Annotated in this window: 7 protein-coding genes; 6 read left to right on the forward strand and 1 reads right to left on the reverse strand. The window is 43.2% G+C overall.

Features of this window, described 5'->3' with window-relative positions; all coding sequences use genetic code 11:
• Positions 1-389: 389 nt before the first annotated feature.
• The 4 genes from ACK1I8_RS04765 (at position 390) to ACK1I8_RS04780 (ending at position 6880) form a co-directional block, all read left to right on the forward strand.
• A complete protein-coding gene (locus ACK1I8_RS04765) occupies positions 390-995 on the forward strand; it encodes a TetR/AcrR family transcriptional regulator (RefSeq protein ID WP_412468194.1) in 606 nt (201 codons plus the stop codon).
• Positions 996-1065: 70 nt separating this feature from the next.
• Positions 1066-2268, forward strand: coding sequence for an efflux RND transporter periplasmic adaptor subunit (locus tag ACK1I8_RS04770; RefSeq protein WP_412468195.1), 1203 nt, complete (start codon positions 1066-1068; stop codon positions 2266-2268).
• A gap of 24 nt (positions 2269-2292) precedes the next feature.
• The gene (locus tag ACK1I8_RS04775) at positions 2293-5487 is read left to right on the forward strand and encodes an efflux RND transporter permease subunit (RefSeq protein ID WP_412468196.1); all 3195 of its coding nucleotides are present in this window, start codon (positions 2293-2295) and stop codon (positions 5485-5487) included.
• The gene (locus tag ACK1I8_RS04780; RefSeq protein WP_412468197.1) at positions 5474-6880 is read left to right on the forward strand and encodes a TolC family protein; all 1407 of its coding nucleotides are present in this window, start codon (positions 5474-5476) and stop codon (positions 6878-6880) included. Before ACK1I8_RS04775 ends, ACK1I8_RS04780 begins: the two co-directional genes overlap by 14 nt.
• Positions 6881-9005: 2125 nt before the next feature.
• On the opposite strand, the gene ACK1I8_RS04785 is transcribed toward ACK1I8_RS04780, so the two are convergent.
• Complete coding sequence (locus ACK1I8_RS04785; RefSeq protein ID WP_412468198.1) at positions 9006-9749, reverse strand: hypothetical protein; 744 nt, start codon at positions 9747-9749, stop codon at positions 9006-9008.
• 324 nt (positions 9750-10073) lie between these two features.
• Here ACK1I8_RS04785 and ACK1I8_RS04790 point away from each other — a divergent pair, with 324 nt between their 5' ends.
• Positions 10074-11084 (forward strand): PD-(D/E)XK nuclease family protein, encoded by a 1011-nt coding sequence (locus tag ACK1I8_RS04790; RefSeq protein ID WP_412468199.1) that lies wholly within the window; start codon positions 10074-10076, stop codon positions 11082-11084.
• 36 nt (positions 11085-11120) lie between these two features.
• Positions 11121-12293, forward strand: a complete 1173-nt coding sequence (locus tag ACK1I8_RS04795) for a DUF4268 domain-containing protein (RefSeq protein WP_412468200.1) — start codon at positions 11121-11123, stop codon at positions 12291-12293.
• Positions 12294-12405: the final 112 nt, after the last annotated feature.

The following is a 12405-nucleotide window of genomic DNA, read 5'->3' on the forward strand; positions in this document are numbered from 1 at the left end:
GGAGCGCAATGGCAGTGCTGATCGGTTTCATCGTTCCCGCTTTCCTTCCTGCCCCGATGAAGAATCGGGGGCATCCATTCAATCGGGGCTAAATGCAAAAGTTTCCTGCTCATCGCTTCATGCTGTTTCAGCCTCTTTTACGGCCTGCTGCCAAAAAGGCTGCTGTAATGGCGGTTCGAAATACAAAGATGTCAGCTTTTGTCAGCAGATAAAATGTTAGCATCGCTGTTTTTCAAAATAATACTGATATTAAAAAACTGGTTTAAATAGAAATGGATTGCATTTTTTGTTGCAGAAAAATCGATATGACAAACAAATGATGGCGAATTCTGGAAATGGTTCTACATTTGCTTAACGGTGTTAGATTATTTACACCTAATATTCCAATCATGGGAAGTAAAGAAAGAATTCTACGTTTAAAAGATGAAACCAGGACCAAAATTCTGGATGCTGCCCTGAACATTGTTCAGACAGAGGGCTGGCAGGCATTGAGTATGCGTAAAATTGCCGACCAGATTGAATATACTGCACCTATTATTTACGAATATTTTCCCAACAAGGAAGGCATCTTACTGGAACTCACCAGAAGGGGTTATTTAATATTGGCCAAAGATATCCGCGAAGCGCGGGACAAACACGAATCTCCTGAAGATAAAATGGAAGCCATGTGGATTGCCTACTGGAACTTCGCCTTTGCCCACAAAGAATTTTATCAGTTGATGTACGGTGTAGATATGGTTTGTTGCAATGTCAAAAATTCGATGCCCGAAGCTGAAACGGTAGGTGGTATGTTGGCCAATGTGATCGAATCGTTGTTTGAGAAAAAACCGGTATCCGATGATGATATCTGTATGAAGTATTATACCTACTGGTCCATCATCCACGGTTTAATTTCGATTAACCTTGTGCGCCCGAATGGCAGAACAACAGACGAGCTGAATCAACAAATTTTGAAAGATGCTATCAAAGGCATTACCTTATCTATTAACAGTTAGCAATTTTTTTTAGCAGTGATTTAACACTGTTAAATTATTTATACACTATAATCCAATTAAAATTAGTCATATGAAATCTCTACATCGCTTGTACCCCTTACTTAACACCGTTAAATGGTTTAATGGTATTAAATCATTGTTAACCATTTCTATTCTATCTATAATTTTGGTAAGCTGTAAATCATCTCCTGAGCAATCAGCAACTGCGCCTCCACCGCCAGCTTTGCCGGTAAGCCCGATCAGTTCAAGCACCGAAACCACCTATGTCGATTATCCGGCTTCTATACAGGGCGCGGTTGATATCGATGTGCGTCCCCAGGTAAGCGGTTATTTGCAAAGTGTGCTCGTTAACGAGGGCGCTTATGTTACTGCCGGCCAGACCCTGTTCAAAATTAACGAAAATCCTTTCCGCGAAGCTTTGAATAATGCTAAAGCCAGTTTACACGCCGCAGAAGCAGCCATGTTAAATGCACAGCTGGAAGTAGATAAGTTAACCCCGCTGGTTCAGAATAAGGTGGTTTCTGATATCCAGTTAAAAACAGCCAAAACGGCTTATAAAATTGCCCAGGCTAACGCCGAGCAAGCCAGAGCCAGTGTAGCTTCGGCGAAGATCAACTTAGGTTATACCAACGTTAGAGCTACGGTAAGCGGTTACATCGGCCGTATTCCGAAAAAACAGGGAAGTTTGGTTTCGCCGACTGACCAGGTGGCTTTAACCCAGTTATCTGATATCCACGAGGTACACGTTTATTTCGCCCTGGCTGAAAACGACTTTAACAATTTTAATGCAAACTACCCGGGCAAAAGCCCTGCCGACCGCATTAAACATTTACCTGCGGTTGAACTGTTACTGGCCGATAATTCTGCTTATCCGATTAAAGGAAAGATCGATATGATCGACGGGCAGTTTGATAAAAACACGGGTGCCATTACACTTAGAGCCAGCTTCCCTAATGCCAGCGGAACGCTTCGCTCCGGTAATACCGGCAAGATCCGTTTAGGTTTGCAGCACAATGATGCCATTCTGGTACCGCAGGCATCAACGGTAGAAATGCAGGATAAAGTATTTGTATTTACCGTTGGCGACAGCAGTAAAGTGAAAAAACAGGCCATTACCATTGTGGGTAAAGCCGGCGAAAATTACCTGGTAAAAGACGGGGTAAAAGTTGGCGACCAGATTGTGTTAAGCGGCGTGGATAAATTACAGGAGGGCATGGTGATCCAACCCCAAAAAGCAGCCGATAAAGTAGCTGTGGCCAAAACAAAAAAATAATCAAACCCTAAAGTTAAAGCAATCATGTTTCAAAAATTTATAGACAGGCCTGTACTTTCAACGGTGATTTCCATCTTATTGGTGATCGTTGGTATACTGGGCCTTACAAAGTTGCCTCTGGAGCGCTTTCCTAATATCGCGCCGCCATCGGTATTGGTAACCGCAGTTTACCCCGGGGCCAATGCCGAAACGATTTTACGTTCGGTAACCCCCTCACTGGAGGAAGCCATTAACGGTGTAGAGAATATGACTTATATGACCTCCAGTGCCAGTAACGATGGTACCCTGGCCATTACCGTTTATTTTCAGCAGGGTACCAACCCCGATCAGGCGGCGGTTAACGTGCAAAACCGGGTGTCGCAGGCCACCAGTCAGTTACCTGCAGAGGTAGTACAATATGGGATCACCACGACCAAGCAGCAAAACAGTTTTATTGGCGCCATCGGGGTTTACTCGGAGGATCCGAAAAAATACGATGCCGTTTTTGTGAATAACTATGCACAGATCAATATCATTCCCGAACTTAAACGGATCCCGGGTGTGGGCTCAGCCAGTGTATTTGGCGGGATTAAAGATTATTCAATGCGGATCTGGTTAAACCCAAGTCAGCTGGCTACGTACAAAATTACGCCAAATGAAGTGATCGCGGCCATACAGGATAAAAACCTGGAAGCCGCACCGGGTAGGTTTGGAGAGCGAAGTAATGAAGCTTTTGAATATATTGTTAAATATAAAGGTAAACTCACCAAACCAGAGGAATATCAGAACATCGCGATCCGCTCTAATTCGGATGGTTCCATCTTACGTTTAAAAGATGTGGCCCGTGTAGAACTGGGTGCTTACAGTTATGGCAGTGTTAACCGTTTAAACGGGCACGATGGAATCACCATTGGGGTGATCCAGTTATCAGGCTCTAATGCCAACGAAATCCAGATTGCCATTGATAAATTACTGGCCAAACTTTCCAAAGATTTCCCGGCAGGTATTAAATACAACCAGTTTTACCGCACCAAAACCGATCTTGACGAATCGATCAACCAGGTAGAACACACCCTGATCGAAGCCTTTTTACTGGTATTCATCGTGGTATTTATCTTCCTTCAGGATTTCAGGTCAACCTTAATCCCGGCTATAGCCGTTCCGGTGGCCATTATCGGTACCTTCTTTTTCATGCAGCTTTTCGGCTTCTCTATCAACCTGTTAACACTGTTTGCATTGGTACTGGCCATTGGTATTGTGGTAGATGATGCCATTGTGGTGGTAGAGGCGGTACACGCTAAAATGGAAGAAAACCCCTCGCTTACTCCGAAGGCGGCTACAACCGAGGCCATGAATGAAATTACCGGGGCCATTATATCCATTACCCTGGTAATGGCGGCCGTATTTTTACCTGTAGGTTTCATGACCGGCTCAACTGGGATATTTTACAAACAGTTTGCCTTAACCATGGCCATTGCCATCATTATTTCGGCGGTTAACGCGTTAACGCTGAGTCCGGCGCTGGCGGCCCTGTTTTTAAAGAACAAACATGCCGAAGGTGATCATCAAGTGCCTAAAAAAGGTTTTGTAGAAAAGTTTTATGCCGGTTTTAACGGTGGGTTCAATTACATGACCAACCGGTATGTTGGCGGCTTAAAAGTGTTAATTCGTCATAAATGGCTGAGCATGGCTGGTTTGGCTTTAGTGGTGCTGATTACCATTTTTCTGGTGGGCAGAACCAAAACAGGTTTTATCCCGACAGAGGATCAGGGTTTTGTGGCCATTGCGGTTGCCAGTCCGTCGGGAACATCATTGGCCAATACCAATAAGATATTAAAACAGGCTGAAGCAGAGTTGAGGGCCATGCCATCGGCCAGGTTTGTGATGTCGCTGGCGGGTTATAACTTTTTAACTGCGTCCAACAGTCCTTCGGCTGGTCAGATTTTCTTATTGTTAAAACCGAACGAAGAAAGGGGCGACATTAAAAATATCGACGAAATCCAGAACATCGTCAGGGCCAAAATGGCGGCTATATCTGCCGGTACCTTTTTCGTGTTCAGTTTCCCAACGGTACCGGGCTTTAGTAACGTAGAGGCCATGAACGTGATGTTACAGGATAAAACCAATGGCAGGCTGGATAAATTTAGCGGTGTAGCCAACAACTTCATCGCGAAGTTAATGGCGAAACCGGCTATCGCTTACGCTTTTACTTCTTATAAAGCCGATTATCCGCAATTGCAGCTGGATGTGAACGACGAAAAGGCCGATCAGCTGGGTGTAAGCAAAAAAGATATTTTACAAACCATGCAGACTTATTTCGGTACAGCGCAGGCTTCAGATTTTAACCGCTTTGGTAAATACTACCGTGTGGTGGTACAGGCAGATGTTGCAGATAGAACCGATCCCGCCAGTATCGACCGTGTATTTGTGAAAAACAAAAACGGCGAAAGTGTGCCCATCAGTACCCTGGTTAAATTAACCCGTGTATATGGATCAGAAACGGCTTCACGTTATAACCTGTTTAATTCCATTGAGGTCAATGCGATCCCGAAACCTGGTTTCAGTTCCGGTGATGCCATTAAAGCGATTGAAGAAACTGCCAGAGAACAATTGCCAACCGGTTATGCCTACGAATTTTCGGGACAAACCCGTGAAGAGATTTCTTCAGGCGGACAATCGACCGTGATCTTCCTGCTTTGTTTAGTGTTTGTGTACTTCTTATTATCTGCACAGTACGAAAGTTACATATTGCCATTGGCGGTAATTCTTTCCATCCCTACAGGTGTATTCGGTGTGTTTGTGGTATTGGGTTTAACCGGTATCGAAAACAATATTTATGTACAGGTAGCGCTCATTATGCTCATCGGTTTGCTGGCTAAAAACGCCATCCTGATTGTGGAGTTTGCCGTACAGCGACGAAAGGCCGGATTGAGTTTGGTTGATGCTGCTATAGAAGCGTCGCGGTTGAGGATCAGGCCAATTATCATGACCTCGCTCGCCTTTGTGTTCGGTTTATTCCCGATGAGTATTGCTACCGGTCCATCGGCACAGGGTAACCACTCCATCAGTATCGGTGCCGCAGGCGGGATGGTATCGGGTGTAATTTTAGGTTTGTTTATTATCCCGGTACTTTTTGTCATCTTCCAGGCTTTACAGGAAAAACTATCAAAAAAATCATCAAATGAGGTGGTTCGTCATCATGAAACACCTATAAATCATACAGTTTATGAAACGGTTTAATATCATCACCATTTTGCTCCTGGCTTTAATCTGGAGCGGATGTTCGGTTTCAAAAGATACAGCGCTGCCTAATATCGCGCCGGGATCATTCAGAAACGGCTCATCAACAGAGGCTTCGGGCATTGGCACCTTGCCTTTGAAAAGTTTTATCAGCGACCTCACCGTTCAGAATTTAATTGATACGGCTTTGGTTAAAAATTACGATATGCAGATCGCACTGAAAAATATCGACGCGGCCGAAGTATTGTTTAAACAATCGAAACTGGGTTATTTACCCGAACTGAAACTGCAGGTATCGGCAAATTCGAGCCGCCCCAGCGATAACAGTTTAAACGGATTAAGCCTGAACCAGTTTACCGGTTCTACACACATTGAAGATTACAATGCAAACCTCGGTGTAGTTTGGGAGGCCGATATCTGGGGTAAAATCCGCAATCAAAAAGCTGGCGCTTTAGCCAGTTTTTTGCAGACCGAAGAAGCCCGTAAAGCGGTTCAGACCCGTTTGGTGGCCAATGTAGCGCAAGGTTATTATAACCTGCTGATGCTGGATGCGCAACTGGAAATTGCCAAAAAGAACTTAAAACTGAACGATAGTACCCTCAGGATTATCAACTTACAGTTTGATGCGGGTCAGGTTACCTCATTGGCGATACAACAGGCCCAGGCACAACAGCTGGTTGCTGCGCAGTTGGTTCCGCGTTTGGAGCAAAATGTAACCCTGCAGGAGAATGCTTTAAGTGTATTGATCGGTACCTTGCCTAAAGCGATTAACCGCCAGAGCCGTTTAGATCAGATGAATATTCCGCAGGAATTAAATGCGGGTTTCCCCTCGGCCATGTTAAGCCGCCGGCCGGATATTAAAAGTGCTGAACTGGCCTTAACCATTGCCAATGCCAGGGTAGGCGTAGCGAAAGCGAGTTTGTATCCCTCGCTCGTGATTACGGCCAGCGGTGGCATCAACTCCTTTAAAGCCAGCAACTGGTTTAATGTACCGGCATCTTTATTCGGATTGGTTGGTGCAGGCATTACCCAACCCATTTTTCAGCGCGGACAGTTAAAAAGCAATTTAGAACTGGCCAAAATTGATCGGGAGAAAACGGTGATCCAGTTCCGCCAGTCGGTATTGAATGCCGTTGGGGAGGTATCTGACGAATTAACTAAAGTAGAGAAGTTAAAAGCACAATACAGCATCGCTGAAAAACGGACACAGACCTTACAGCAGGCCTCGCGTAATGCCAATTTGTTGTTTAAAAGCGGTATGGCCAACTACCTGGAGGTGATTACCGCGCAAGGTAATTTATTGCAAAGCGAGCTGGAATTAACCACCATTAAAACAGAACAGCTTAATGCGGTGGTAGGTTTGTACCGCTCGTTAGGGGGAGGCTGGAATTAATTGAAATATCTAAACCTATATCTAAACCTATAAGGTCTTTAAGACCTTATAGGTTTGTGTATAAATTTGGGCACTAAGAGCGCGATGTTCTTGGTGCTTTTTGTTTGTATTGCTATTTACCTCGATCAATCCGTCATTTCGACCGTAGCGCCTGCCCGTACAGGCGGGGAGAAATCTTTTAAGTTAGGTTAATAGCGTGCATTCTTTGCACATCGCTTAGTCTTGCCTCGGTTAGCCACCGAAGGGCCCTTACTTTTTTCAGTGGTTGTTGATGTTTTTAGTTGTCTTCAAGCTTGCTTCGCAGGTTGGCTTGGCCCAAAAGTAACAAACCTGAGCGCAGAGAAAGCATGCCTGCCTTAAAAAACAACAACAAAAAAGGCATAACTGAAAGGCTTGCATCGTTTTTTATGTGATCATGTTGTTTTTATCGGTATAAAAGATTGCTGCGCAATTCCTTGTAAAAACCTACGGAAATCTTAATTGCGGCAGCATCGAGGCTCTCAGCCTGTCTTATCCCACTACCAATGTAAAATCGGTACGGCTACGCCGCCGCTTTGATCCTGCCCTGGGCTGTGGGGCTATGAGGGGGTAGTGCAAAGATTTCCGTGCTTTTTCCGGAGGAAATCTGCGAGGCCGGTAGCGGGGTGCAGATAGCATTGAGTAGGGGGAGGTCTTATTTAGCTGTCATCCTGAGCGGAGTCGAAGGATCCTTCCATCATATCCCAGGCCGGGTAGCAGGGTGCAGATCGTATGGAGCATAAACATTATCCGTGGATCGATTCCTTTGAAACTATGAGGGGAGCTCCCCTCCTGATTCAGGAGGGGTGGGGGTGGTTAGGAATGAAATCCTCTTTTAATCCTTTCCTTTTTAGCGAAAAATTGCATACTGGCGCACAGGGATTTAAGGCATTCGTTATAACACGGTCGTCATTCCCACGCAGGCGGGAACCTTAATGCGCTGGCTATTCTTTGCCCTCGTTTTGGGCTTGCCTCGGCTGACCGCCGCCGGGTGGCTCTTTCTTTTCTCTTGATAGAAAAGAAACAAACCTGAGCGCAGCGAAAGCATGCCTGCCTTGCAAAACCACAACAAACAAGGCATAACTAAAAGGCTTGGATCTGATGTCGGATAAATTCGTCAAAGCTTTGAGGTCGTCAGCACAAGCCCCGATGAAGGATCGGGGAGGGCGTGCTGCCTCTGGGCAGTGGTAGGGTGAAATGGAGTGCAAAAGCTTTAACGTTTTCTCCTTCCATCATATCCCAGGCCGGTAGCGTGGTGTAGATAGCATGATGTGTAAGGATAGCTTTTAGTATGGTGATTCTTCAACCAATAAATCCGTCATCCGATAGCTATCAGATCCCGCGCAGGGGAGAACCACGAAGTGCTCAGCGAAGCTAACCTTAATGCGTAGCTCAGAGTTGCGGTCGGTAGTTCAGACGTTGCGGTCGGTAGTTCAGACGTTGCGGTTGATAGTTCAGAGGTTGCGGTCGGTAGTTCAGACGTTGCAGTCGATAGTTCGGACGTTGCGGTCGGTAGTTCAGAGGTTGCGGTCGACAGTTCAGAGGTTGCAGTCGATAGTTCAGAGGTTGCGGTCGGTAGTTCAGACGTTGCGGTCGGTAGTTCAGACGTTGCGGTCGACAGTTCAGAGGTTGCGGTCGGCAGTTCAGACGTTGCGGTCGACAGTTCAGAGGTTGCGGTCGACAGTTCAGGCGTTGCGGTCGGTAGTTCAGAGGTTGCGGTCGATAGTTCAGAGGTTGCGGTCGATAGTTCAGATGTTGCAGTCGACAGTTCAGAGGTTGCGGTCGATAGTTCAGAGGTTGCGGTCGATAGTTCAGACTTTGCGGTTGGTAGTTCAGAGGTTGCGGTCGTTAGTTCAGAGGTTGCGGTCGATAGTTCAGCGGTTGCGGTCGACAGTTCAGACGTTGCGGTCGGTAGTTCAGACGTTGCAGTCGATAGTTCAGACGTTGCAGCAGATAGTTTAGCGGTATTAAGAGATAGTTGAAGAGATGCGATGAGCCATTTAGCGCTAAGCATGGCCTGAAAAAGAAACAGCAACCCGTTTGGCGCTTGTTAATGGAAATAGGGAAATAAATTAGGGATGATTTTTTTTAGGGTATTATGGGTTGGTTATTCCAGCGATCGTACCGGAATACCCGAAATCTGTTTGTATTGGGGGCTGGTTGAGCCGAAAACAGATTTTACGTAGTTTTTCACATCCTGTGCCAGGGCAACAATACCGGTTTCTGCATCGTACAGCGCGTTATTGCGGTTAATCCGGAGGCTGCTCAACTGCGAGGTATTGGCTACCACATCACGGTTTTTCTGCAATAAATCGTTGTATAAAGTGGTGAGGCTGGCCAGCTGCAAATCTACCTCGTTAGGGGCATACTGCGGTATGGTGGCTAAAAGTTTAATCTGCTTATCGAGCGTATCGAGCAGGTTATCGTAACTCTGTTGCGAGGCCGAAACCTGGTTAACTACCGTGCCGCTGGCGGCCAGGTTATTTTTTTCTTCGGCGGTGAGTTTGGCTGTTGCCCTTTGCCCCTGTATTTTGCGGTGGTGGCTAACGGCATTATCCAATACCTGTTGCGGTACACTGTTTGCCTTAACGGCGCTGAGCACACGGGTACTTAGCTTTTTTAAGGGCTTAAAAGCCAGATCGCGCAGGGCTATGGCATTGCTGTTTTTAGCGGCAGCATCGTGTACCTGCTCGTTAATGGTTTTGGCTGCAGTGGCTTTCTCGGTTAAACTGCTCAGCTGGATGTTGGCATTGCTGGGGTTGTACACGGCGCCATAACCGCTTACATAACTCAAAAGGGTTTCGAAGTTGGCTACGTTTTTGGCGTGGCCTGTCTCATTCGTTTTAGACATCACTTGTAGTTTTAAAAAGTAAATAAAATTGATTAATTGGTATTAAGTTAATATTATTTTCTTTACAACTAAAAGGAGTGGCAATATTTTTTTATGGAGTTACGGGAAACCGTAGCAAGAGATGGTGCAAATTAAAGAGGTTTGATGAATAAAGTATCTGGTAAACTAATCTGGTAAATAGTTTATAGACAACAAAAGATATTTTATACGATACATGAGTAGTTTGAAAAAAAATGATCCGAATCTAAATAATAATTATAATTTTTGGCTGCCTACACTTCAAGAATCAGAGGTTGGAAAGCTATTTATAAATTAATACTCTCAATGAATCTATTTGTATCCCTAATCAAGCTTTATCGTTCGAATGGGCTTAAGACGCCTTTGGAAGATTTTTCAACAGAGATTTTAGTTAATATCTTACAAGAAAACGCTGAGATCAGAAATCAATTTGTAACTGAGATACTTAAAATACCAGGCAGTGGTTTTAGTGTTTCTTCGCAGGAAACATTCTTATTTTTAGAAAATGGACGCTCATCCTGTAGAATAGATATGGTATTCCGTAATGAAGAATCTATATGCTTTTTAGAGAACAAGGTGCACTCTGGAGAAGGATTTGGGCAGCTCTCTAACTATTGTAAAGTGCTTGACGGTTTGAAACAGCATGAAAAAACCTATCTTCGATTTTGTACGAAATTTTATCAAGACAAGGCACACATTACCGAACATGAATTTAAACAGTTTAGATGGTGTAACACAGCCAATTTTTTATCTTCCTGGAGCGATCAGGAATTGATTAGAATTTTTCTCGAATTTTTAGAAATTAACAATATGGGTAACTCAACAGACTTTACATTGCAAGAGATACTTGCTCTCGAAAACTTTAACCCGGCCTTATCGAAAATGGATGCTTATTTAGATAAGCTAAGACCTCGGTTCCACTCCATGTTTGGAGAATCAAAAATGCTTAAAAATATGGTGCAAATCAGAGAACATAGTCGCCACGTTTTTTGGAAAGAATATCTTTTTGGCAGTCACTATTCAGAATTAGGTGTTGGCTTTAAATTTACTACCTATCCACATCTTACCGTTTGGATTTGGACACCTAAAGAAAACCCCAAAATTGATGACTTTAAAAAGCTTCTTGCTGATTTTAATGATGGTTTTAATGATGGTTCTACCTGTCTGGAACTTTCAAAGCCGATGTCTGATTTTATTAGCTCTGAGACTATGGAGGAAGATATTGAAAATTGGTTTATTGACGCCTTTAACAAAATAAAGAAACTTGCTGATTTGCATCCTGGATTAGATTGGCATATACCAGTACAAAGTGCCTAAATAACGAAAGACTTCCAATACTTTATAAAATTTAAAATGTATCTGATCAATAAAGAAACAAATTCTATACAACCATTAGTAAAAAGAACATTTACAGCACTGGGGATAAAAGAGCGAGCACATTTGCAAGAATGGATTGCTGATAATCCAAGTGCACTAGGCGAGGAGCTATTAATTATACAAAAAGAGTTTAGTGGTTTTTTAGATACTTACGAGCGGTTGGATTTGCTCGCATTAGATAAAGCAGGTAATCTTGTTGTTATTGAAAACAAGCTTGATGATTCAGGGAAAGATGTAACTTGGCAGGCTTTAAAATATGCGGCCTACTGCAGTAGTTTGACCAAAGATCAGATTGAGGAAATTTTTCAAAATTATTTGGTCTCGCAAGGAAATAGTAAATCAGCAACCTTACTTTTGTCTGAATTTTTTGAACATGCAGATTATTCAGAAATCAATTTGAATAAAGGAAGCACTCAAAGGATTATTTTTATTGCTGCGAATTTCCGTAAAGAAGTTACCGCAACGGTGCTTTGGTTGATGAGGTTTAATATTCAACTTAAATGTTTTAAAGCTACGCCTTTTGAGTTAAACGACCAACTATTTTTAACCCTTGACCAAATTATTCCAATAAAGGATGCGCAGGACTATATGATATCGATGGCAAGTAAGGCACAGGAAGAAGTAAGAACTGAAGAGGAAGCGAAGAATAGGCATAGAGTTAGATTGGCTTTTTGGGGAAAGCTACTCAATGCAATCAAAGGGCAATCATTATTATTTCAAAATTCTAGTGCTACAAAGGATCATTGGTTAACAGCGGGCGGCTTAAATATCTCAGGCATTTCTTACCAGTTAGTAATAACGATGAACTATGCTAGCGTTTTACTATACCTAGGTAGAAGCAGCACTGAAGAAAATAAAAAACTTTTTGATGTATTGTATCAATACAGAAATGAGATTGAAAAGTCATTTGGTTCTCCGCTCAATTGGGAACGGGCAGATGAGCAGAAAAGCTCAAGAATATCTTTCGCTTTACCACATGTAAATTATTTTAATGAAGAAGATTGGACACAGATTATTAATTTTTTAATTAAGAATATTAATTTACTTGAAGCATCAATAAAACCTTATTTACCTGAACTAAAAAAGCAATTGAAACACTCTGATTTGGATGTGGAATTTGAGGTTACTAAATCGGAACCTGTGTCATAATATTGAAATAACATAGAAGTCAATTTTGTTGAATATAAGATAGGGTAAAAATATTTAAAGTTTTTACAAATATCTTTTACTGTAGAATTTCCCAAATCAACACTATATTCTT

The organism is Pedobacter sp. KLB.chiD (assembly GCF_047040275.1).
In the GTDB taxonomy this organism is placed as follows: Bacteria; Bacteroidota; Bacteroidia; order Sphingobacteriales; family Sphingobacteriaceae; genus Pedobacter.

Bases quoted from the DNA above. Each gene is read 5' to 3' on its own strand.
- ACK1I8_RS04765 (WP_412468194.1), top strand. From the start codon at position 390: ATGGGAAGTAAAGAAAGAATTCTACGTTTAAAAGATGAAACCAGGACC.
- ACK1I8_RS04770 (WP_412468195.1), top strand. From the start codon at position 1,066: ATGAAATCTCTACATCGCTTGTACCCCTTACTTAACACCGTTAAATGG.
- ACK1I8_RS04775 (WP_412468196.1), top strand. From the start codon at position 2,293: ATGTTTCAAAAATTTATAGACAGGCCTGTACTTTCAACGGTGATTTCC.
- ACK1I8_RS04780 (WP_412468197.1), top strand. From the start codon at position 5,474: ATGAAACGGTTTAATATCATCACCATTTTGCTCCTGGCTTTAATCTGG.
- ACK1I8_RS04785 (WP_412468198.1), bottom strand. From the start codon at position 9,749: ATGTCTAAAACGAATGAGACAGGCCACGCCAAAAACGTAGCCAACTTC.
- ACK1I8_RS04790 (WP_412468199.1), top strand. From the start codon at position 10,074: ATGAATCTATTTGTATCCCTAATCAAGCTTTATCGTTCGAATGGGCTT.
- ACK1I8_RS04795 (WP_412468200.1), top strand. From the start codon at position 11,121: ATGTATCTGATCAATAAAGAAACAAATTCTATACAACCATTAGTAAAA.